This window comes from Mumia spirodelae, assembly GCF_050632745.1.
Lineage (GTDB): Bacteria > Actinomycetota > Actinomycetes > Propionibacteriales > Nocardioidaceae > Mumia.
The window spans coordinates 543,687-565,668 of record NZ_JBODSD010000001.1 but is presented as its reverse complement, the minus strand read 5'-3'; the positions used below and the strand labels follow the sequence as shown (position 1 = coordinate 565,668).

Here is a 21,982-nt window from a genome sequence, read left to right as displayed (position 1 = left end):
GCCTGAACGGCACATCACCGAGGAGGATCCCGGATGGCGGAGCACGACGAGATCGTGAGCGCGGTGGTCCGCGAGCTGAGCGCGATCCGAGGCCTCGAGCCGTCGATCGAGAAGGTGACCGAGTCGGCCCGGCTCCTGTTCGGCGCCGACCAGGCCGGCGTCACGTTGATCCAGGGCCGCGGCGAGCTCGTGACGGCCGGACCCACCGACGAGGTCGTCACGGCGCTCGACTCGCTCCAGCACGAGCTCCACCAGGGCCCCTGCGTCGACGCGGCGACCGAGCAGCACATCGTCGTCTCGCACGACCTCGGAGCCGACCCCCGCTGGCCGGCCTGGGGTCCGCAGGCCCACGCACGAGGCGTGAACAGCATGCTCGCGGCCGACCTCCAGGCCGACGGACGCCGGATCGGCGCGCTCAACCTCTTCGGCTCCCGCGTGAACCAGTTCCGGGACACCGACAGTGCGCTCCTGGTGTCGTTCTCCGCGCACGCGTCCGCGGCCCTGGCAGCCGCCCACACGATCGAGTCCCTGACCTCGGCGCTGGACACCCGCACCGTCATCGGGCAGGCCGAGGGCATCATCATGGAGCGCTTCGGCGTCGACGCGGTCACGGCGTTCGCGATCCTCAAGCGCTACTCCCAGGACTCCAACACACGTCTGCGCGAGATCGCCGAGCTCGTCGTCGAGACGCGCCAGCTGCCGTCGGCGTAGGTTGGCAGGACAGCACGAGGGGGCCGTCATGATCCAGAACTTCCGCGAGTACCTCGACGACCTGATCCGGGCGGGCTACACGGTTCGACACGACGGGCACGGCTCCGACCCTGACCTGATCGACCCGGGCGGCAACCCGATCGAGACGTGGCGCGAGGACTACCCGTACGACACCCGGATGGACCGTGACGTCTACGAGGCGGAGAAGTACCGCCTCCAGGTCGAGCTGCTGAAGTTCCAGTACTGGGCGCAGGACAGCGGCACCAAGCACGTCGTGCTCTTCGAGGGTCGCGACGCCGCCGGCAAGGGCGGCACGATCAAGCGGTTCACCGAGCACCTCAACCCTCGCAGCGCCCGCGTCGTCGCGCTCACGAAGCCGACCGAGACCGAGACGGGGCAGTGGTACTTCCAGCGCTACGTCGAGCGGCTGCCGACCGCCGGCGAGATCGTCCTGTTCGACCGCTCCTGGTACAACCGCGCCGGCGTCGAGCGCGTCATGGGCTTCTGCACCGACGCCGAGTACCAGCAGTTCATGCACCAGGCGCCACTCTTCGAGGAGATGCTCATCGAGAGCGGGGTCTCGCTGACCAAGCTCTGGTTCTCGGTGACCCAGCACGAGCAGCGGACCCGGTTCGCGATCCGCCAGATCGACCCCGTACGCCGGTGGAAGCTGTCGTCGATGGACATCGAGTCGCTCGACCGCTGGGACGCCTACAGCGACGCGAAGGAGGCGATGATGCTGCACACCGACACCGACATCGCCCCGTGGACGGCGATCAAGAGCAACGACAAGAAGCGCGGCCGCCTCAACGCGATGCGCTTCTTCTTGAGCCAGTTCGACTACGCCGGGAAGGACACCGCGGTCGTGGGCTTCCCCGACCCCAAGCTCGTCCGTCGCGGCCGCGAGTCGATCGGCGACTGACCCTCAGGCCGGGAACGGCCCGGCGTGCAGCAGCGCACTCGGCAGCCGGCGCCCGATCTGCTCCTGGAGCCACTGCGCCGACTCGATGAGCGCGGTCAGGGACAGTCCGGTCGCGATCTCCGAGCGGTCGAAGGTGTAGACGAGGTCCTCCGTCGCGACGTTGCCGGTGGCGTTCGGCGCGAACGGGCAGCCCCCCGTGCCGCCGATGCTGGCGTCGAGCACGTCGGCCCCCGACGCGACGCCGGCGAGGGCGTTGGCCACGCCCGTGCTGCGGGTGTCGTGCAGGTGCAGCCGAGTCCGGGTGCCGGGAGCGACGCGGGCGCCGAGGAGCGCCATCCGAGCGGTGACGTCGGCGGGGACGGCGACGCCGATGGTGTCGGCGAGCGCCACCTCGTCCGCGCCGGCGTCGGCGACCCGGGCCAGGACCTCCTCGAGGCGGTCGAAGCTCACCTCGCCCTCGAACGGGCAGCCGAACGCCGCACCGACCGTGACGGTCGTGACCAGCCCGGCCTCCCGCCCCGCCGCGACGAGGTCGCGCGCGGCCTCGCACGCCTGCGCCGTCGTGGTGCCCTGGTTGCGTCGGCAGAAGGTGTCGGTCGCGACCACGACGACGTTGATCTCGTCGACGCCGGCCGCGAGCGCGCGGTCGAGGCCGCGGCGGTTCATCACCAGCCCCGCGTACGAGACCCCGTCGACGCGCGGCACCCCCGCCATCACCGCCTCGGCGTCGGCCATCTGCGGGACGCGCGACGGGTTCACGAAGCTCACCGCCTCGATCCGGCGGGCCCCCGCCGCGACCGCGCGCGCGACGAGCTCGGTCTTGACCTCGGTGGGCAGGACGACCGACTCGTTCTGGAGGCCGTCGCGCGGCGCGACCTCGCAGATCTCGACGGCGCTCACCGCAGGCTCCCCAGGTAGTCGACCGCCTCCCCCTCCGACACGACCTGCGCGTACTTCGCCTGCAGGTCGTAGAGGTTGGCCTCGTGCGGTCCCGGGGCCCGGTCGGCCACCGCGTCGCGGACGACGACGGGCACCAGGCCGTGCTGGAGCGCGTCGACCGCGGTCGCCCGGATGCACCCGCTCGTGGACACCCCGACGACGAGGACGGTGTCGACGCCGGCGGACGCCAGGGTCGAGGAGAGCGTGGTGCCGAAGAAGGCGCTCGCGTACTGCTTGACCACGACCGTCTCCCCCTTGGCGGGTGCGACCTGCTCGACGATCTCGCTCAGGGGTCCGCCGCCGACCAGCCCGCGGAGCGCGGGCAGCTTGCGGAGGAAGACCCCGCCGTCCGTCCCCTCGGCGTCGTACGCGACCCGCGTGTGGACGACCGGGACGCCCGCCGCGCGGGCGGCGTCGAGGACCCGGCGCGCCGGCCCCAGCACGTCGGCCGAGGGCAGGCACAGCGGTGATGCGGCGTCGAAGTACGCGCGCATCAGGTCCACCACGACCAGCGCTGGGCGTCGACCCGGGGGAAGGTCGACGCCCAACGCCGGCGGGAAGGCGTCGTCGTCGACGCCGGTCACAGGGCCACCGGGGGCTTGGGGGCCGGGAGCCCGGTCTCCTCCTCGCAGCGCGCGAGGATCTCCTCCAGCGGCGGGCCGGAGTTGAAGGTCGGCAGGACCTCGGGGCGTCCGGCCGACAGCTCCGCGCGCAGCGCCGACGTCGCGTCCGCGTCGACGGTGCCCGCGTCGTCGCAGACCACCCCGTAGCGGCGGGCGCCGTCGGCGCTCACCAGTCCCCGGCGTACCTCGAGGCCGACCAGCTCGGGGTCGCGGGCGAGCGGGTCGCCCCAGCCGCCCCCGCCCCAGGTGACGAAGTGGAGCACGTCGCCGGGCGCGACCGCGACGTCGTGGATCTTGCTCGGGAGGATCTCCTTCGTCCCGTCGACGCGGTCGATCCACTTGCGGCCCCGGGCTCCCGGGTCGCCGCCGTTGACGCCCCACGGGTAGGTCAGCCACCGGTCGTCGTGGATGGCGATGGTGCCGGGCTCGAGGAACCGGTACGCGACGTCCACCGCGTTGCCGCCGCGGTGGAGGCCGGCGCCGCCGGTGTCGGAGACGGTCTCCCACGCCTCCACCCGCAGCGGGTAGTACGACTCGAGGTACTCGCAGGGGATGTTGACGAACGACGGCCACAGCGAGTGGCCGTCCGGCCCGTCGCCGATCGGACGACCGGGGATGCCGCCGAAGCCGATCGAGTACAGCTGGAACCACTCCCCCTTGCGCTCTCCCTCGCTGTAGTTGCCCGAGTACATGAAGTGCGGCGAGGACGAGAAGCCGGCGGCGTTGAGGAGGTCGGGGTTGGTCTGGCCGAGGAGCCCGCCGAACAGGTCGAACACCCGGCCGATGCCGTGGTTGCGGGCGTTCAGGGCCGCGGGGAACTTCGGTTTCCAGAACGAGTCCTCCGGGATCTCGACGTCGACCAGGGGATAGAAGCCGTCGTTCCAGAGGATCTGCGGGTCCGCGACGGTGATCATGTAGATCCCGAAGAACATCCGGACCAGGTTCTCGTTGATGAAGTAGTTGATCGGCCCCTTCGCCTGCGGACTGCTCCCGGTGAAGTCGAGGAGCACCTTGTCGCCGTTGCGGGTGAGGCTGAGCTTGAGCTCGTACGGGCCGTAGCCCACGCCGTCGTCACAGATGTAGTCGGTGAACGACAGGGTCTCGCCGTCCTTGAACACCATCTGGAGCAGCGCCTTCATCGCCCGGTAGTTCCGGTCGAGCAGCGCGTCGAGCGCCGAGGTGTAGGTGTCGGCCCCGAAGCGCGCGCAGAGCTCCTGCACCCGCCGCGACGCGGTGCTGCAGGCGGCGACCAGGCCGTTGAGGTCCGCGCGGTTCCAGTCGGGCTTGCGTACCTGGTTGAGGATGATCCGCAGCGCGTCCTCGTCGAGCACGCCCGCCTTGTAGAGCTTGAAGGGCGGGATGACGACGCCCTCCTCGTAGATCGTGCGCGCGTCGGTCGGCATCGACGCCGGCGTCTTGCCGCCGACGTCGGACATGTGCCCGAACATCGACGCCCACCCGACGATGCGGCCCTCGAAGTAGACCGGCATGACCACGAGCCAGTCGTTGGCGTGGCTGATCGCGGCGCCGCACGAGTACGGGTCGGAGGTGAGGAGGACGTCGCCCTCCTCGATCGTGCCGGAGAAGTTCTCGAGGAAGTCCGGGATCGAGAGACCGAACTGGCCGACGACCATCTTGCCCTCGGGGTCACCGATCAGCGGGAACTCGTCGTGCTGCTCGCGGATGCCCGGCGAGAGCGCCGTGCGGAACAGGACCTCGTCCATCTCGTAGCGGGCGTTGCGCAAGGCGTTCTCGACGAGGTCCAGCGTGACCACGTCGACGTCGACGGTGGGGAGCGGCTCGGTCGCGGTCTGGATGATCTGTGCCATGTCTCAGCCCTCCGCGCCGTCGGCGGCGCTCTGGTCGATGGGTCGGATGAGGAGGCTGCCGCTCGGGTGGACGGTGGCGGCGTGGCCGGGCAGGACGAGGGTCGTGGAGTCCATCTCGGTGATCACCGCGGGACCCGTCACGACGTTGCCGGCGAGCAGCTGGTCGCGCTGGTAGAGGCCGGCGTCGACCGCGCCCCCGTCCACCCAGATGCTCTCGGTGCCGACCCGGGCGCCCGACGCGTCGGCCTCCCCCGCGGCGAGCACGGGAGCGGCCACGGCCGGACGGGGCCCGCTGGCCGTCGCGCGGACGGTGACGATCTCGTGCTCGTTGTCGAGGAGGAAGGAGAAGAGACGTTCGTGCTCGGCGTCGAACGCCGCGCGCAGCGAGTCGAGCCCACCGCCGCTGCCGTCGAAGGCCGAGGCGTCGACCGCGACCGGGATCTCGAAGCCCTGGCCGTGGTAACGCAGGTCAGCCGCGTAGGTGACGGTCAGATCGGACTCGCTCAGACCGTCGCGGATCAGCGAGGCGCGGGCGTCGTCGGCGAGCTCGACCAGCTGGTCGCGCAGCGCGTCGTCGTCGAGGCTGGAGAAGGGACGCATCAGCGTACGGACGGCCTCGTCGCGCATGCTCGTGGTCGCGTCGCCGTACGCGCAGAGCACGCCGGGCGACGGCGGGATGATCACCGGCCACGCCCCGGTGAGGCGGCCGAGCGCGTTCGCGTGGAGCGGACCCGCGCCGCCGAAGGCGACGAGCGCGAAGTCGCGCGGGTCGAACCCCTGCTGCACCGAGACCAGGCGCAGCGCGCCCAGCATGTTCTCGTTGACGATGTCGATGATCCCCTCGGCGGCCTCCTCGACGCTGCCCAGGTCGGTCGCCTCGACGATGGTCTGCACGGCGGCGGTCGCGGCGTCCCGGTCGAGGGTCACCTCGCCACCGGCCAGCGACGTCGGGAGGTAGCCGAGGACAACGTTCGCGTCGGTGACCGTCGGCTCCACCCCGCCCTGCCCGTACGCCGCCGGTCCCGGCACGGCGCCGGCCGACTGGGGACCGACCCGCAGGGCCTGCGTCAGCGGCGGGACGTGGGCGATGGACCCGCCGCCCGCACCGACCGTCCGGACGTCGACCGAGGTCGCGCGCACGGCGAGGTCGCCGACCTTGGTCTCGCGACCGATCCGCGGGACCCGGTCCTGGACGAGCGCCACGTCCGTCGAGGTCCCGCCCATGTCGAAGGTGAGGAAGTCGGAGAACCCGGCCTGCTCGGCGACCCACGCCGCGCCGGTGACGCCGCCGGCCGGGCCCGACAGCAGGAGCGACACCGGGTTGTCGGCAGCCGTCGCGGCCGAGGCGAGGCCGCCGTCGCTGCGCAGGATGTAGAGCTTGCCGCCGACACCGGACTCGGTGAGCTGCTCGCCGAGGTTGGCGGTGTAGCGGGCCACACGGGGCTGGACGTAGGCGTTCGCGACCGTGGTGAGGGTGCGCTCGTACTCGCGCAGCTCGGGGAGGACCGCCGACGAGACGGAGACCGTGAGGTCCCCCAGCACCTCCGAGGCGACCTTGGCGACGCGCCGCTCGTGCTCGGGGTTGGCGTAGGAGTTGATGAGACTGATGCTCAGCGCCTCGACGCCCTGCGAGCCCAGCTTCTCGAGCGCGGCGCGGACGTCGTCCTCGTCGAGGTCCTCGACCACCGACCCGTCGCTCGCGATGCGCCCGCCGACCTCGACGGTGTCCTCGAGCGCCGCGAGCGGCTCGGGCTTCGGCCAGATGATCCAGCCCGCGAGGCCGCCGGGGACGAACGACCGCGCGATCTGCAGCACCTGCCGGAACCCGCGGGTGGTGACCAGACCGACACGCGCGCCCTTGCCCTCGAGGATCGCGTTCGTCGCGACCGTCGTACCGTGCATGACGTCCCCGACCTCGTCGAGCCCGATGTCGGCCGCGGCGCAGGCCTGCATGATCCCGCGGAGGACGCCGATCGACTGGTCGTGCGGCGTGGAGGGCGTCTTCGCCCGATAGGTCTCGCCCGAGCTCTCGTCGACGAGCAGGATGTCGGTGAACGTACCCCCGACGTCCACGCCGAGCCGATAGGTCATGTGGTGCCTCCTCGATCGTGCAGCCTTCAGATCACGCCGGCCTCGCGCAGCGTGGTGAGCTGGTCCTCGTCCATCCCGAGCAGTCCTCGGTAGACGTCGTCGTTGTGCTCGCCGAGCTCCGGTCCGAGATGGCGGACGGACCCGGGCGTCTGCGAGAGCTTCGGTGCCACGTTCTGCACCGCGAACTCGCCGAGATCGGGGTGCTGGAGACGGACGATCGCCTCGCGCGCGGCGAAGTGCGGGTCCTCGAGCATGTCGCGGGCGCGATAGATCCGCCCCGCCGGCACGCCGCCGTCGTTGAGCCGCTCGAGCAGGTCGTCGGCGTCGATCTGCGCGGTCCAGCGCGCGATCCGGGCGTCGAGCTCGTCCATCGACGCGCCGCGCGCGCCGTGGGTCGCGTACCGCTCGTCCTCGGCGAGCCCGGGCTCTCCCATGACGTCGGCCAGCCGTCGGAAGACGGTGTCCTGGTTGGCGGCGATGAGGACCGTCTCGCCGTCGCGCGTCGGGTAGACGTTGCTCGGCGAGACGTTGGGGAGGACGGTGCCGGTCCGCTCGCGCTGGTAGCCCGCGATCTGCCACTCCGGGACCATCGACTCCATCAGCGCGAGCACCGACTCGTAGATGGCGGCGTCGACGACCTGACCCCGACCAGACCGCTCCCGGGAGTGCAGCGCGACCAGCGTCCCGACGCAGGCGAAGGTCGCCGCGAGCGAGTCGCCGAGCGAGACCCCGGTGCGCGCCGGCGGCTTGTCAGGATCGCCGGTCACGTAGCGGATGCCGCCCATCGCCTCGCCGATCGAGCCATAGCCGGCGCGGGCGGCGTACGGCCCGGTCTGCCCGAAGCCGGTGACGCGGGTGACGACGAGGCCGGGGTTGATCTCCCACAGCGACTCGGGCGACAGTCCCCAGCGCTCGAGCGTGCCCGGGCGGAAGTTCTCGACCAGGACGTCCGCGTGCGCGACGAGCTCGCGGACGATGTCCTGCCCTCGCGCGTCGCGGAGGTTCGCGGTCACCGAGCGCTTGTTGCGCGCGACGACGGGCCACCACAGCGAGGTGCCGTACGGCTTCTCCCTGCCCCACTGCCGCATCGGGTCGCCGTGCCGCGGGTCCTCGACCTTGATCACGTCGGCCCCGAAGTCACCGAGGAGCTGCCCGCAGAACGGGCCCGCAAGGAGCTGCCCCATCTCGACCACGCGGACGTCGGACAGCGGTGCGGGAGGAGCAGACACAGACCAGGACCCCACTCTCGTATACAAAACGCGAGAAGAATGCCTGCGAACTTAGGCCGATCCGGGCGCCCGGTCAAGGGCTCGGCGCAGGATTGTATGCAACTGCCAGAATTCGGGCTGCTACCCTCCAAGACCATGACGACGAGGGCCACGGACGGAGGCATCACCGCCGAGCGGGTGTACGAGGAGATCCGCGCGCAGATCCTCTCCGGGCGCCGCTTCGGCGGCGAGTGGCTCCGCGAGGAGGACCTGGCCAGCGAGCTCGGCGTCAGCCGGACCCCCGTCCGCGAGGCGCTCCGCCGGCTCGCGGCCGACGGGCTGGTGCGCCACGAGCGGCACCGCGGCGTGCAGGTCCTGAGCTGGAGCGTCGGCGACCTCGAGGAGATCTTCACGATCCGGGGTCTGCTCGAGCCCTTCGGCGCCCGCCTCGCCGCGACGGCGCAGGACCTCGACCTCGACGCGCTCGACGCCCTCGCCGTGGCGATGGACCGCGCGGCCGAGCCCGACCGCGACCCCGAGGCGCTGACCGAGCTCAACAACACCTTCCACACCGCCATCGTCGTGGCCTCCGGCAGCGAGCGGCTGCGCTCGCTGCTCTCCTCGATCGTCCAGGTGCCCCTGGTCCAGAGCACGTTCGCGCACTACACGCCGACGGCGCTGGCGCGCAGCCTCGCCCAGCACCACGAGATCGTCGAGGCGCTGCGGGCCGGCGACGCCGACTGGGCCGAGTCGGCGATGCGGTCGCACATCCGGCACGGCTGGGTCGCCCTGCGCGAGCGGGTCCCCGAGACCCCGGGCGCGGACGGCACTGCCGCGCGTCCCTGACGTTTCTCATCACCCTTCGAAACCGCCCGCGACCTGCCCCGAAGGCTCGCGGCGCTCTGTCATGCCCTCGAATCTACATTTTCTAATCTCTTGTAAAAACTGTGCTGATCCCGCTACGGTCCTGTCACCGGCCTCTGCTCTGAGGCGCAACCACGAGGAGGCCCAGACGATGACCACCCGCACGCTGTACGACGCGGAGCACGAGGCGTTCCGCGAGACCGTCGCGGCCTTCATCGAGAAGCACGTCCAGCCCCACGCCGAGCGGTGGGAGGCGGAGGGCAAGGTCGACCGCGAGCTGTTCACCGCCGCGGCCGCGGACGGCATCCTCGGGTTCTCGATCCCCGAGGAGTACGGCGGCGGCGGTGTCGACGACTTCCGGTTCAACGCGATCATGGGCGAGGAGATCGCCCGCAACCCTGTGTCGAGCGGCATGGGCTGCGTCGCCCTCCAGAACGACATCGTCTTCCCCTACTTCACCGACCTCACCAACGACGAGCAGAAGCAGCGCTGGCTCCCCGGGATCGCGCGCGGCGAGCTGATCACGGCGATCGCGATGACCGAGCCGGGCACGGGCAGCGACCTCGCCGGCATCCGCACCCGTGCCGTCCGCGACGGCGACGACTACGTCGTCAGCGGCGCCAAGACCTTCATCTCCAACGGCCAGAACGCCGACCTCGTCGCCACCGCCGTACGGACCTCCGACTCACGGCACGGCGGGCTCAGCCTGATCGTGGTCGAGGACGGCATGCCGGGCTTCACCCGCGGCCGCAACCTCGAGAAGATCGGCCTGCACGCGCAGGACACCAGCGAGCTGTTCTTCGACGACGTCCGCGTCCCGGCGGCCAACCTCCTCGGCGCCGAGGGCGAGGGCTTCCTCGGGCTCGTCCGCAACCTGCCGCAGGAGCGCATCTCGATCGCGGCCGCATCCGTCGCCGCTGCGGAGGGCGTCTTCGAGCGGACGCTCGCCTACTGCAAGGACCGCCACGCGTTCGGGCAGCCGATCGGCAGCTTCCAGAACACCCGCTTCGTCCTCGCCGAGATCGCGACCGAGCTCCAGGTGAGCCGCGCGTACCTCGACGAGATGGTGCGCCGGCACGTCGCCGGGGAGCTGAGCGCCGAGGACGCCGCCGCGGCGAAGTGGTGGTGCACCGAGCAGCACGTCCGCATCGTCAACCGCTGCCTCCAGCTCCACGGCGGCTACGGCTACATGCGCGAGTACCGGATCGCCCGCGACTACGAGGACGCCCGGATCACGACCATCTACGGCGGCACGACCGAGATCATGAAGGAGATCGTCGGCCGCGGTCTGGGCCTGTGACCTCCTTCCTCTCCGAGACCCACCTGACCCACAGCTGAAGGACACCGCGCCATGACCGAGACCGCCTACATCTACGACGCCCTGCGCACCCCACGCGGCAAGAACCGCGGAGGCGCCCTGCACGCGACCAAGCCCGTCGACCTGGTCGTCGGGCTCCTCGACGAGCTCGTCCCCCGCAACCCCGGGCTCGACCTCGAGCGCATCGACGACCTCGTCCTCGGGGTCGTCTCCCCGGTCGGCGAGCAGGGCGGCGTCATCCCCCGGACCGCCGTGCTCGTGTCCGGGCTCCCGGAGAGCGTGCCCGGCGTGCAGCTCAACCGCTTCTGCGCCTCCGGCTTGGAGGCCGTCAACACCGCGGCCGCCAAGATCGCCGCCGGTGACGGCATGGTCGTCGCCGGCGGTGTCGAGTCCATGTCGCGCGTGCCGATGGGCAGCGACGGTGGCGCGTACGTCCAGGACCCGACCACCGCGTACGACGCGTACTTCGTCCCGCAGGGCATCGGCGCCGACCTGATCGCGACGATCCACGGCTTCTCGCGCGAGGACGTCGACGCGTACGCGCTGGAGTCGCAGCGCCGTGCCGAGCACGCGTGGACCAGCGGCTACTTCAAGCGCTCGATCGTGCCCGTGCGCGACATGAACGGCGTCCTCGTGCTCGACCACGACGAGCACCGCCGCCCCGACGCGACGGCGGAGTCCCTCGCCGCGCTGCGCCCCGCGTTCGCCGGGATCGGCGCCCAGGCCGGCTTCGACGCCGTGGCGCTGCAGAAGTACCACGCGGTCGAGCGCATCGAGCACGTCCACACCGCCGGCAACTCCTCCGGCATCGTCGACGGTGCCGCGCTCGTGCTACTGGGCAGCGAGTCGGCCGGCGCGTCGATGGGGCTGACGCCGCGCGGACGCATCGTCGCCACCGCGGCCGTCGGCAGCGAGCCGACGATCATGCTCACCGGACCGACCCCGGCGACCCGCAAGGTCCTCGACCGGGCAGGCCTGACCGTGGACGACATCGACCTGTTCGAGCTCAACGAGGCCTTCGCGTCGGTCGTCCTCAAGTGGATCGAGGACCTCGCGCTCCCGACCGAGAAGGTGAACGTCAACGGCGGCGCGATCGCCCTCGGCCACCCGCTCGGGGCGACCGGCGCCATGATCCTCGGCACCGTCCTCGACGAGCTCGAGCGCCGTGACGGCCGCTACGGGCTCGTCACGCTCTGCGTCGGCGCCGGGATGGGCGTCGCCACCATCATCGAGAGGCTCTGAACATGACCACCGAAGGAATCCGCTGGGAGCAGGACGCCGACGGCGTCGTCGTCCTCACCATGGACGACCCGACGCAGCGCGTGAACACGATGAACGACGTCTGGGCCACGTCGTACGCGCGTGCCGTCGACCGCCTCGAGGCCGAGCGCGACACGATCACCGGCGTCGTCCTGACCAGCGCCAAGTCCACCTTCTTCGCCGGCGGCGACCTCACCCTGCTGCGCCAAGGCTCGCCCGAGGACGCCCCGCAGCGGACCGCGCACATCGACGCGATCAAGGCTCTGATGCGCCGGGTCGAGACGCTCGGCCGCCCCGTCGTCGCCGCGATCAACGGCACCGCGCTGGGCGGCGGGCTCGAAATCGCGCTCGCGACCCACCACCGGATCGTCGCCGACACCCCCGGATGCCGCCTGGGGCTGCCCGAGGTCACCTTCGGGCTGCTGCCCGGCGGCGGCGGCATCACGCGCACCGTCCGGATGCTCGGCCTGCAGCGCGCGCTCGCCGAGGTGATCCTCTCCGGTGCCCGGATGCGACCGGGCAAGGCGCTCGAGGTCGGCATCGTCGACGACGTGGTCGCCACGACGGCGGAGCTCCTCCCCCGGGCCAAGGCGTGGATCGCGGCCAACCCCGACGCGGCGCAGCCCTGGGACCGCAAGGGATTCCGCATCCCCGGCGGCGGTCCCGCCAGCCCGGCGGTCGCGACCACGCTGCCCGCGATGACCGCGCTCCTGCGCCAGCAGCTCAAGGGCGCCCCGATGCCCGCGCCGCGCGCCGCGCTCGCGGCCGCCGTCGAGGGGGCGTACGTGGACCTCGACACCGCGTCGCTGATCGAGACCCGCTATCTGGTCAGCCTGACGAGCGGCCAGGTCACCAAGAACATGATCCACACGTTCTTCGCCCAGCAGCGCGTCGACGCCGGCGCGAGCCGTCCGGAGGGGCAGCCGACGTACGCGTGCCGCCGGCTCGGCGTGATCGGCGCCGGGATGATGGGTGCGGGGATCGCCTACGTCGCCGCCAAGGCCGGGATCGAGGTCGTCCTCGCCGACGTCTCGCTCGACGCCGCGGTCCGCGGCAAGGGCTACTCGGAGAAGCTGGAGGCGAAGGCGATGGCGCGCGGCCGTACCGACGTCGAGACCTCCGCCGCGCTGCTCGCGCGGATCACCCCGACAGGAGACGTCGCCGACCTCGCGGGCGCCGACCTCGTGGTCGAGGCGGTCTTCGAGTCCGTGCCGGTGAAGCAGGAGGTCTTCTCCCGTGTCGAGCCGGTCGTGCTCCCCGACGCCGTCCTCGGCTCCAACACCTCCACGCTGCCGATCACCACGCTCGCGGAGGGCGTCGGCCGTCCGGAGGACTTCATCGGCATCCACTTCTTCTCGCCGGTCGACAAGATGCCGCTGGTCGAGATCGTCCGCGGCGCCAAGACCTCCGACGCGACGCTGGCGAAGGCGTTCGACTTCGTCCGCCAGATCCGCAAGACGCCGATCGTGGTCAACGACCAGCGCGGCTTCTTCACGTCTCGCGTGATCGGCACGTTCATCAACGAGGCCGTCGCCGCCGTCGGCGAGGGCGTCGAGCCGTCGACGATCGAGCAGGCGGCGCTGCAGGCCGGCTACCCCGCCGGACCGCTGCAGCTCCTCGACGAGCTGACACTGACGCTGACGCAGAAGATCCGTGCGGAGACGCGAGCCGCGGTCGAGGCCGGGGGAGGCACCTGGCAGCCCCACGGGGCCGATTCCGTGCTCGACCGGATGATCGGCGAGCTCGACCGATGCGGGCGCTCGACCGGAGGCGGGTTCTACGCCTACGACGAGGACGGGCGCCGCACCGGCATCTGGCCCGGACTGCGCGAGGCGTTCGGGTCCGGCTCCGCCGACGTGCCGTTCGTCGACCTCCAGGAGCGCATGCTGTTCGCGGAGGCGATCGACGCGGTGCGGTGCCTCGACGACGGCGTGCTGACCTCCGTCGAGGACGCCGACATCGGCTCGCTGCTGGGCATCGGGTTCCCGCGGTGGACGGGCGGGGTGCTCCACTACATCGACCAGTACGACGGAGGCCCGGCCGGGTTCGTCGCGCGAGCGCGCGAGCTGGCGGCGGCGTACGGTCCGCACTTCGAGCCGCCGGCGTCGCTGGTCGCGAAGGCCGAGGCGGGCGAGGTGCTCGCGTGAGGCGCACCCGCACGGCGACGGGCGGCGACCCGTGATCACCACCCGGTTCACCGAGGCGTTCGGGATCGAGCACCCCGTGGTCCAGGGCGGCATGATGTGGGTCGGTCGCGCGGAGCTGGCGGCGGCCGTCTCGGAGGCGGGTGGGCTCGGGATCATCACCGCGCTCACCCAACCGACGCCTCACGACCTCGTCCGCGAGGTGGAGCGCGCCCGACGGCTCACCGACAAGCCGGTCGGGGTCAACCTCACGATCCTGCCGACGATCTCCCCACCGCCGTACGAGGACTACCTCCGGGCGGCGATCGATGCCGGCGTGACGATCCTGGAGACCGCCGGTGCGAACCCTGAGCCGTTCCTCGACCTCCTCAAGGCGCACGGCGTCCGGGTGATCCACAAGTGCACAAGCGTGCGGCACGCGCTGAAGGCCGAGCGGATCGGTGTCGACGCGGTGAGCATCGACGGGTTCGAGTGCGCCGGGCATCCCGGTGAGGACGACATCGGCGGTCTGGTGCTGATCCCGGCGGCGGCCGACCGGCTCTCGATCCCGTTCCTCGCCTCGGGCGGGATCGCCGACGGCCGCGGGCTCGCCGCGGCGCTCGCGCTCGGCGCCGACGGGGTCAACATGGGCAGCCGGTTCCTCTGCAGCGTGGAGTCGCCGGTCGCCGACGCCGTCAAGCAGCGCATCGTCGAGGGCTCGGAGCTCGACACCGAGCTCATCTTCCGGACGCTCGGCAACACCGCGCGCGTGGCGAGCAACGAGGTGAGCCGCGAGGTCGTCCGCATCCTCGACGCCGGCGGCGACTTCGCGGCGGTCCGCGACCTGGTCGCCGGTGCCCGCGGACGTCGCGTGTTCGAGGAGGGCGACCTCGACGCCGGGATCTGGTCGGTGGGAGTCGTCCAGGCGCTGATCCGCGACGTCCCGACCGCCGGCGAGATCGTGCGCCGGACGGTGGCCGACGCCGAGGACGTGCTGCGCCGCCGCGCCCTGGCCGTCACGCCGGTGTGAGAGAGCGGGCCCGGCCGTCGCACCGCGCGACGGCCGGGCCCGCGTCATGCCCACGCGGCGGCCCGAGGCCCGCTCAGTGGCGCCCGAGCCCGTGGAGGACGAGGGTCTGCGTCGAGGCGACCAGGTCGTCGAGCGTGCGGTGCTTGGGGTCCCACCACTCCGCCGCCCAGTTCATCGCGCCCAGGATGAGGAACCGGGTGAGGTTCAGGTCGAGGTCGGCGCGCAGCTCGCCGTCCGCGTGCGCGTGCTCGAAGAGGTCGCGCCACATGTGGCTGTACGCGGTCTCCTCGGCGACGGCGCGCTCCCGCACCGCGTCGGGGACCTGGCCGGCGTTGCGGACCGAGGCCGTCGTGTAGTCGCTGATGAGCAGCTCGTAGCGCAGGTGCGCCTCGACGGCGGCGAGGATCCGGTCCATCGCGCCGGTCTCGGCCGGCAGGCCCGCGAGGACGTCCGCGACGTGCCCCCGGACGCGGTGGGCACCGACGTACATGACCTCGGCGATCAGCTCGTCGCGCGACCCGAAGTAGTAGTAGATCGCCGGCGCCTGGATGCCCGCCTCGGCGGCCACGTCCTGCAGCCGTGTGCCGGCGTAGCCCTTGCTGCCCAGCACGCGCGCCGCCGCGTCGAGGATCCGCTCCCGCGTCCGGTGGGACTTCGGGAGGGACCGCCCGGAGCCGGTCCGTGCTCGTCCACCCGTCTGCTCCGCCACGAGCCAGAATCTAACACGGGTTCAAATCGAGGTCGATGGCTCCGTGACCCCGAGCGTAAGCAGCACCAGGCCGTGGACGCGCTCCTGCGTGGAAGGGTCGTCGCGCCAGTGCACCCGCCGCCCGAGGTCGGTCACGACGCCGATCGCCGCGTGGACGAGGAACCGCGCCTCGACGGGGTCGAGCCCGGGCCGGGCGGCGACGAGGAGGTTCTCCCAGAGCGCCACGTGCTCGCGCTGCAGCGTGCGCAGCCGGGACTGGTCGCGAGCGGGAAGGCTCGCGATGTCGGAGTAGTAGACCGACATGAGCTCCTTGTGCGCGAAGGAGTGGGCGACGTACGCCCGGGTGAGCCGTTCCAGAGCCACGCCCGGCGCGGCGCCCCGGACGCCGGCCGCGGCCACGGTCGCGTCGAGGTGGTCCGAGGCCAGCAGGCACGCCGCGAGCAGCACGTCGGACTTGCTGGAGAAGTGCCGATAGAAGCCCGACGGAGTCAGCCCGACCTCGGTCGCGATCGCCTCGACGGTCACCTCGGAGAACCCGACCGAGTGGAAGAGGCGTACGGCGGCGGCGAGGACCTGGTCGCGGCGCGCGGCGGCGGGCTCCAGCGCACCCGCGCTCACCCGCACCGCAGTGCCGGGCGCGGTCGGACCGGGCGGCGTCTCGACCGCGACCCGGCTGGCCGCGGCGCAGACCACGGCCGACAGCCGCCGCGCGGGCAACGACGTGCGGTGCGCCGTCAGGCTCGCGACCACCGAGAGCGACCCGGCGGTCGCCAGGCCGACGTCGGCGTCCGTCGCCTCCGGGCGGAGCACCCGTACGAGGGCGGCGACCCGGTCGATGAGCTCCTGGAAGATCGTGCGGATCTGCTCGCGGTCCGCCGGCTCGAGGTAGCGGCCCTCCCAGCGGTAGATACCCCCCGTCCGCCGGTTGCGCACCGTCGTCCGGACCAGCGCCGCCAGCACCTCGTCGAGGTGCGCGCGCGCCGCCTCGGGCTCGGCGAGGTCGACGCCGAGCGGGGCGGGCGGCCAGTCGTCGAGCAGCTCGGCGGCCAGCGACCTCGCGCAGTCGGCGAACAGCGCGTACTTGCTCGGGAAGTGGCGGTAGAGCGCGGGGCCGGAGATGCCGACCGCGATCGCGATGTCCTCCATCCCGACGGCGTGGTAGCCGCGGTCGGCGAAGGCCCGCGCGGCGGCGTCGCGGATCAGCGCCTTGCGGTTGCGCGGACGTCGCGCGACCGGCGCGCGACCGCCCGTCGAGGGCACCGCGGGTGTGCTCACGTCGCCTCCTCCTTCCGCGTGGGTGCGGCCAGTTAACCACGCCGGACGACCTCAGGGAGAGCGGACGCTACCGCCTGGCGGACCGGCGCGCCAGATGTGAGTCGCCGCTAACAAAAATGTGAAGCGCGATTAACAAGGACTATTGCACAGGTCACACTTCTACGGCATGCTTCGGGGTCATCCGCAGCATCGCCGCACGGGAGGCCAGCCTCATGACCAGCACGCCGATCACCGCCCCGGAGTGGACGTTCCGCAACCACTGGATGGCGCAGGTCGCCGGACACGCCCAGGGGAAGCCGGACGCGACCGCCCTCCGTCACCGCGGGGTCGACACCACCTGGAGCCAGCTCCACACGAGCTCGCTCGCGGCCGCCGGCGCTCTGGCCCGGCGCGGGGTCGGGGAGGGCGACCGCGTCCTCCTGCTGACGCTCAACCACGGCGAGTTCGTCGAGGCGGTGCTCGCGATCAACAGCCTGGGCGCCATCGCCGTCCCGGTGAACTTCCGCCTCGCTCCCGACGAGGTGCGCTACATCGTCGAGGACTCCGGCGCGACCGTGATCCTCGCCGACCAGCTGCTCGCGCCGCTCGTCGGCGCGGTCGGCCAGCTGACCGACCGGCTCAGCACCCGCATCTGCTTCGGCGAGGCCGAGGGCTTCACGTCGTACGCCGCTCTGGTGGCCGAGGACGAGCCCGCCCCGCTCGGCGACGTCCCCGAGGACGCGACGGCGCTCATCATCTACACCTCCGGGACGACGGGGCACCCCAAGGGCGCGATGCTCTCGCACCGCAACATGCAGCTCCAGGCGCTGACCTGCATCCGCGCGAACCTCATGGGTGACGAGTCCGACGTCGCGTTCCTCACGGCGCCGTTCTTCCACATCGCGGGGTTGGGGTCGATGGTCGCGAACCTCCTCCTCGGCATCCCGACCGTCATCCACCCGCTCGGCGCGTTCGACCCCGAGGAGGTCGTCGCCGCGTGGGAGCGCGAGGGCGCGACGCTGGTCTTCAACGTGCCGCAGCAGTGGCAGGCGATCTGCGCGCTGCCGGACATCAAGGACCGCAAGCTCGCGCTGCGCATCATCAGCTGGGGGGCAGCACCGGCGTCGGAGACGCTGCTGCGGACCATGGCGGAGACCTTCCCCGACGCGATCAACGTCGCGGTGTTCGGCCAGACCGAGACCTCGCCCATCACCTGCGTCCTGAGCGGAGACGACTCGATCCGCAAGCTCGGCTCGGTGGGCAGGCCGATCCCGACCATCCAGTACCGCGTCGTCGACGACGAGATGAACGACGTCCCGCGCGGCGAGGTCGGCGAGATCGTCTACCGCGGGCCGACCGTCACGCGCGGCTACTGGAACAACCCCGCGGCGACCGAGGCGGCCTTCCACGGAGGCTGGTTCCACTCGGGCGACCTCGTGCGCCAGGACGACGAGGGGTTCGTCTGGGTCGTCGACCGCAAGAAGGACATGATCATCACCGGCGGCGAGAACGTGTACTGCGCCGAGGTCGAGAACGCGCTCTACGCGCACCCCGACATCGTCGAGGCCGCCGTCATCGGTCGTGAGGACAGCCGGTGGGGTGAGATCCCGGTCGCCGTCGTCGTCACCCGTGAAGGCTCGGCCCTGACCCTGGACGACCTGACGACCTTCCTCGACGGCCGCATCGCGCGCTACAAGCTGCCCAAGGACCTGGTCGTCCTCGACGCGCTGCCCCGCAACGCCGGCGGCAAGGTCCTCAAGACGACGCTCCGCAGCGAGGTGTCGTGATGTCGCTGACCGCCAAGCAGCGGGCCAACCTCACGGCCATCTGCGATACGTTCGCCCCCGGCGACGGAGACACCATCCCGTCGGCCAGTGCGCTCGGCGCCGTCGAGATCGTCGAGGCGATGGCCGCCCACAACCCGCGCAAGGCCGAGAGCGACCAGCTCAAGCGCCTGCTGGGGGTCTGGGACAGCAGGCTCGCCGGTCTCGCCCTCGGCTTCGGACCGCGACACTTCTCGTCGATGAGCCAGGCCGACCGGGAGGCCGCGCTGATCGGCCTGTCGGACTCCCGGCTCGCGCAGAAGCGTGCGCTCTTCCAGGCGCTCAAGGGCGCGGCCACACTCGCGTACTACCTGGCGCCGGGGCCTACCGGCGAGTCGCCGCTGTGGACGGCGATGGGCTATCCCGGTCCCCTCGGCCTGCGCACCGACGCCGCTGCGCCTCCGCTGTCCCCGACGACGCCGACCTCCGACGTCGAGCTCGTGTGCGACGTGGTCGTGGTCGGCTCGGGAGCGGGCGGCGGGACGGCCGCCGCGGTCCTGGCCGCCGCGGGCCACGACGTGGTCGTGCTGGAGAAGGGCCTCTATTACGACGACCGCGACTTCGACGGCGGCGAGCTCGGCGGCATCACGCGGCTCTACGCCCCCGGCCCGTCGGCGACGGCCGAGGGACAGCTGAGCATGCTGTCCGGGCAGTGCCTCGGCGGCGGCACGGTCGTCAACTACACGACCTCCTTCCGCACGCCCGACCACGTCCGTGAGGAGTGGGCGTCGATCGGCGCGGCCCAGTTCGCGACCGAGGAGTTCGACCGGTCGCTGGACGCCGTCTGGGAGCGTCTCGAGGTCAACCGCAACCACAACGCGATCTCGTCGCGCGACACCATCCTCGAGCGCGGGCTGACCCGCCTCGGGTGGCACGTCGACGAGATGCCGCGCAACGTCAAGGGCTGCGACAACGGCATCGAGTGCGGGCGGTGCGGGTACGGCTGCCGCCTCGGAGCCAAGCAGTCCGTCGCGAAGACGTGGCTGGTCGACGCCGAGGAGAACGGGGCGCGCCTCTTCACCGGAGTCGACGTCCGCACGGTGACGACCTCCGGTGGTGTCGCGACCGGCGTGGACGCGCGGACCGCCGACGGGCACTCCGTCCGGGTCCGCGCGCGGGCCGTCGTCGTGGCAGGCGGCAGCCTGCAGACCCCCGCCCTCCTGCGTCGCTCCGGCCTGACCAACCCCAACATCGGCCGCCACCTGCGCCTCCACCCCGCGACCGCGGTCTGGGGATCGTTCGAGGAGGAGGTCCGTCCCTGGGAGGGCGGGATCCAGACCCGCTACTCCAACGAGCACGCCGACGTCGACGGCTCCGGCTACGGCGTGATCTACGAGACCGCGGCGACGAACCCGGCGCTGGGAGTCGCGTTCATGTCGTGGCGCGGCGCCCAGACCCATCGCGACCGGATGATGAACCTCGCCCACCTCAGCGGCGTGGGCGTCATCACCCGCGACCAGGACTCCGGCGAGGTCAAGGTCGGCAAGGACGGCGAGCCTGTCGTCCACTACACGCTCTCGGCCCGCGACGAGCAGCGGCTGCGCGCCGGCGTGGCGGGCGCTGCCCGGATCGTGGAGGCAGCCGGCGCGCTCACGATGTTCTCCGGCCACCAGGCCGGGTTCACGTGGACCCGCGGGGAGAGCGTCGACGGCTTCATCGCGCGGTGCGACACCGAGGGCTACCAGCCGGGCCGGTGCGCGATGGCGGCCCTGCACATCATGGGCTCGGCGCGGATGGGCGGCTCGGCCGACACCAGCGCGACCGATCCCGACGGCGCCACGTGGGAGATCCCCAACGTCGTCGTCGCCGACGCGTCGTCGTTCCCGACGTCGTCCGGTGTCAACCCGATGATCTCGATCGAGGCCATCGCCCACATGAACGCCACCCGTCTGGCGGCTCGGCTCTGACCGGCGCCTGAGCAAGCTTCGTCCCCACTCGCGGGCCCGATCGGGAGGGCTGGCGACGCATCACCGATCCCGCGCGCCTGCGCACCCATTAGGGAGGACCCCATGAGAAGGCCATCATTCACCCTCGCCGCGGTGCTGTCCGCGGCCGTGCTCGCCGTCGCGGGCTGCGGCTCCGACGGCTCCGAGGCCGACACCGAGGACCCTGCCAGCGACCTCGACGGCCCGCCGATCAAGGTGGGCTTCCTGAACCCGTCGGGCGGCGCCGTCCCGCAGCCCGGTGCCGACACCGGCGCCGCGGCGGCCGTCGACTACATCAACGGCGAGCTCGGCGGCATCAACGGCAGCCCCATCGAGGTCGTCACCTGCGACACCGACACCACCCCCGAGAAGGCGACGGCCTGCGCCAACACCTTCGTCGAGGAAGGCGTCGTCGCGGTGATGGACGGCTTCAACCTCTCCTCCAGCGCGACGCTGCCCGCGCTGACCGCGGCGAAGATCCCGCTCGTCGGCATGATCGCCTTCGACTCGGTGACGGGCTCCGCCGCCGAGAACCGCGTCATGTTCGGTGCGCCCCAGGCGTCGTTCCTGGTCGGGGCGATGCAGGCGTTCAAGCAGACCGGCAAGAACTCGGTCACGCTCGCGCTCGTCGACACGCCGTCGTCGCACCAGACGATCGACGTGCTGCTGCCGGCGCTGGCGGGGGCGCTCGAGATGGAGGCGAAGGGCGTCTACTTCTCCCCCACCAACCCGAACTTCACCGCGCTCGCCGCGACGATCGCCAAGGACGACCCGGACGTGGGCGGCCTCGTCGCCTCGCCGAACGAGGGCGCCTGCACCGCGCTCGTCCAGGGCCTGCGTCAGCTGAAGTACGACGGCACGATCTTCACCGCGGCCTGCACGGACTACATCGAGGCATCGCCGGCGGAGGCCGCGGGCGGCGCCCTGTACTCGTCGGTGTGGCTGCCGGCCGCGATGGACAACGCGCCGGATGAGGTGAAGGCCGACCTCGAGGCCGCCGAGAAGGCGATCAGCGCGGTCGAGGGCGGCACCGGCGGCTTCTACGCCTACGGCGAGTTCGCCCAGTTCGTCACCTTCGCGAAGGCGCTCGAGGGCGTCGACGGTGAGATCACGGGCGAGGTCGTGCTGAGCACCCTCAAGGGTCTCAAGGACTTCCCGAGCTTCCTCGGTCCGAAGATCAGCTGCGACAGCCCGACGTCGCCGAACTGCACGACCGAGATGCTGCTGTTCGAGGTCCAGGAGGACGGGTCGATCAAGGCGGTCGGAGACAACTTCCTGCAGCCGGTGCCCGAGGTCCTCGCCCAGATCCCCGGCGCGACCTGACAGACGCCCCACCCCCGCTCGCCGCCACCC

17 protein-coding genes are annotated in these 21,982 nt (G+C 71.8%); 10 read left to right on the top strand and 7 right to left on the bottom strand.

The genetic code is table 11. The features are described from left to right. The first annotated feature begins 33 nt into the window (after window positions 1-33). Both ACQSSQ_RS02750 and ppk2 read left to right on the top strand, forming a co-directional pair. Entirely contained in the window at window positions 34-711 is a 678-nt protein-coding gene (locus ACQSSQ_RS02750; protein WP_431325500.1) for a GAF and ANTAR domain-containing protein, read from the top strand. 28 nt (window positions 712-739) lie between these two features. Beyond that, entirely contained in the window at window positions 740-1,633 is an 894-nt protein-coding gene (gene ppk2, locus ACQSSQ_RS02745) for a polyphosphate kinase 2 (RefSeq protein ID WP_431325499.1), read from the top strand. A gap of 3 nt (window positions 1,634-1,636) precedes the next feature. Here ppk2 and ACQSSQ_RS02740 read toward each other — a convergent pair whose 3' ends face one another. Genes ACQSSQ_RS02740 through ACQSSQ_RS02720 form a run of 5 tightly spaced genes read right to left on the bottom strand, consistent with a single transcriptional unit; the run spans window position 1,637 to window position 8,344 of the window. Beyond that, entirely contained in the window at window positions 1,637-2,533 is an 897-nt protein-coding gene (locus tag ACQSSQ_RS02740) for a hydroxymethylglutaryl-CoA lyase (RefSeq protein ID WP_431325498.1), read from the bottom strand. Next, window positions 2,530-3,156, bottom strand: coding sequence for an isochorismatase family protein (locus tag ACQSSQ_RS02735; protein WP_431325497.1), 627 nt, complete (start codon window positions 3,154-3,156; stop codon window positions 2,530-2,532). The genes ACQSSQ_RS02740 and ACQSSQ_RS02735 overlap by 4 nt, the downstream gene beginning before the upstream one ends. Beyond that, complete coding sequence (locus tag ACQSSQ_RS02730) at window positions 3,153-5,024, bottom strand: hydantoinase B/oxoprolinase family protein (protein WP_431325496.1); 1,872 nt, start codon at window positions 5,022-5,024, stop codon at window positions 3,153-3,155. Before ACQSSQ_RS02730 ends, ACQSSQ_RS02735 begins: the two co-directional genes overlap by 4 nt. A 3-nt stretch (window positions 5,025-5,027) precedes the next feature. After that, window positions 5,028-7,115, bottom strand: coding sequence for a hydantoinase/oxoprolinase family protein (locus ACQSSQ_RS02725; RefSeq protein WP_431325495.1), 2,088 nt, complete (start codon window positions 7,113-7,115; stop codon window positions 5,028-5,030). A 26-nt stretch (window positions 7,116-7,141) separates the two neighbouring features. Then, window positions 7,142-8,344: a CaiB/BaiF CoA transferase family protein gene (locus tag ACQSSQ_RS02720; RefSeq protein ID WP_431325494.1), complete on the bottom strand. Its 1,203-nt coding sequence runs from the start codon at window positions 8,342-8,344 to the stop codon at window positions 7,142-7,144. Between the two features lie 135 nt (window positions 8,345-8,479). On the opposite strand from ACQSSQ_RS02720, the gene ACQSSQ_RS02715 reads away from it, so the two are divergent. The 5 genes from ACQSSQ_RS02715 to ACQSSQ_RS02695 all read left to right on the top strand — a co-directional run bounded on the left by ACQSSQ_RS02715 (window position 8,480) and on the right by ACQSSQ_RS02695 (window position 14,918). Further along, complete coding sequence (locus ACQSSQ_RS02715; RefSeq protein ID WP_431325493.1) at window positions 8,480-9,169, top strand: GntR family transcriptional regulator; 690 nt, start codon at window positions 8,480-8,482, stop codon at window positions 9,167-9,169. A 169-nt stretch (window positions 9,170-9,338) separates the two neighbouring features. Then, the gene (locus tag ACQSSQ_RS02710) at window positions 9,339-10,487 is read left to right on the top strand and encodes an acyl-CoA dehydrogenase family protein (RefSeq protein WP_431325492.1); all 1,149 of its coding nucleotides are present in this window, start codon (window positions 9,339-9,341) and stop codon (window positions 10,485-10,487) included. Between the two features lie 51 nt (window positions 10,488-10,538). Continuing rightward, window positions 10,539-11,747: an acetyl-CoA C-acetyltransferase gene (locus ACQSSQ_RS02705; RefSeq protein WP_431325491.1), complete on the top strand. Its 1,209-nt coding sequence runs from the start codon at window positions 10,539-10,541 to the stop codon at window positions 11,745-11,747. 2 nt (window positions 11,748-11,749) lie between these two features. Next, the gene (locus ACQSSQ_RS02700; RefSeq protein WP_431325490.1) at window positions 11,750-13,912 is read left to right on the top strand and encodes a 3-hydroxyacyl-CoA dehydrogenase NAD-binding domain-containing protein; all 2,163 of its coding nucleotides are present in this window, start codon (window positions 11,750-11,752) and stop codon (window positions 13,910-13,912) included. A gap of 31 nt (window positions 13,913-13,943) precedes the next feature. Next, complete coding sequence (locus ACQSSQ_RS02695) at window positions 13,944-14,918, top strand: NAD(P)H-dependent flavin oxidoreductase (protein ID WP_431325489.1); 975 nt, start codon at window positions 13,944-13,946, stop codon at window positions 14,916-14,918. 73 nt (window positions 14,919-14,991) lie between these two features. On the opposite strand, the gene ACQSSQ_RS02690 is transcribed toward ACQSSQ_RS02695, so the two are convergent. Together ACQSSQ_RS02690 and ACQSSQ_RS02685 are read right to left on the bottom strand one after the other, a co-directional pair. After that, complete coding sequence (locus ACQSSQ_RS02690) at window positions 14,992-15,627, bottom strand: TetR/AcrR family transcriptional regulator (RefSeq protein ID WP_431325488.1); 636 nt, start codon at window positions 15,625-15,627, stop codon at window positions 14,992-14,994. A 21-nt stretch (window positions 15,628-15,648) separates the two neighbouring features. Then, entirely contained in the window at window positions 15,649-16,902 is a 1,254-nt protein-coding gene (locus tag ACQSSQ_RS02685; protein WP_431325487.1) for a TetR/AcrR family transcriptional regulator, read from the bottom strand. A 212-nt stretch (window positions 16,903-17,114) separates the two neighbouring features. Here ACQSSQ_RS02685 and ACQSSQ_RS02680 point away from each other — a divergent pair, with 212 nt between their 5' ends. The 3 genes from ACQSSQ_RS02680 to ACQSSQ_RS02670 all read left to right on the top strand — a co-directional run bounded on the left by ACQSSQ_RS02680 (window position 17,115) and on the right by ACQSSQ_RS02670 (window position 21,952). After that, entirely contained in the window at window positions 17,115-18,668 is a 1,554-nt protein-coding gene (locus ACQSSQ_RS02680; RefSeq protein ID WP_431325486.1) for a long-chain-fatty-acid--CoA ligase, read from the top strand. Next, complete coding sequence (locus ACQSSQ_RS02675) at window positions 18,668-20,611, top strand: GMC family oxidoreductase (protein WP_431325485.1); 1,944 nt, start codon at window positions 18,668-18,670, stop codon at window positions 20,609-20,611. Before ACQSSQ_RS02680 ends, ACQSSQ_RS02675 begins: the two co-directional genes overlap by 1 nt. A 102-nt stretch (window positions 20,612-20,713) precedes the next feature. Beyond that, entirely contained in the window at window positions 20,714-21,952 is a 1,239-nt protein-coding gene (locus tag ACQSSQ_RS02670) for an ABC transporter substrate-binding protein (protein ID WP_431325484.1), read from the top strand. Window positions 21,953-21,982 lie beyond the last annotated feature (30 nt).

Coding starts and splice junctions, on each gene's coding strand:
- ACQSSQ_RS02710 (WP_431325492.1), top strand. CDS start 9,339: ATGACCACCCGCACGCTGTACGACGCGGAGCACGAGGCGTTCCGCGAG.
- ACQSSQ_RS02680 (WP_431325486.1), top strand. CDS start 17,115: ATGACCAGCACGCCGATCACCGCCCCGGAGTGGACGTTCCGCAACCAC.
- ACQSSQ_RS02705 (WP_431325491.1), top strand. CDS start 10,539: ATGACCGAGACCGCCTACATCTACGACGCCCTGCGCACCCCACGCGGC.
- ACQSSQ_RS02725 (WP_431325495.1), bottom strand. CDS start 7,115: ATGACCTATCGGCTCGGCGTGGACGTCGGGGGTACGTTCACCGACATC.
- ACQSSQ_RS02750 (WP_431325500.1), top strand. CDS start 34: ATGGCGGAGCACGACGAGATCGTGAGCGCGGTGGTCCGCGAGCTGAGC.
- ACQSSQ_RS02715 (WP_431325493.1), top strand. CDS start 8,480: ATGACGACGAGGGCCACGGACGGAGGCATCACCGCCGAGCGGGTGTAC.
- ACQSSQ_RS02700 (WP_431325490.1), top strand. CDS start 11,750: ATGACCACCGAAGGAATCCGCTGGGAGCAGGACGCCGACGGCGTCGTC.
- ACQSSQ_RS02675 (WP_431325485.1), top strand. CDS start 18,668: ATGTCGCTGACCGCCAAGCAGCGGGCCAACCTCACGGCCATCTGCGAT.
- ppk2 (WP_431325499.1), top strand. CDS start 740: ATGATCCAGAACTTCCGCGAGTACCTCGACGACCTGATCCGGGCGGGC.
- ACQSSQ_RS02730 (WP_431325496.1), bottom strand. CDS start 5,024: ATGGCACAGATCATCCAGACCGCGACCGAGCCGCTCCCCACCGTCGAC.
- ACQSSQ_RS02670 (WP_431325484.1), top strand. CDS start 20,714: ATGAGAAGGCCATCATTCACCCTCGCCGCGGTGCTGTCCGCGGCCGTG.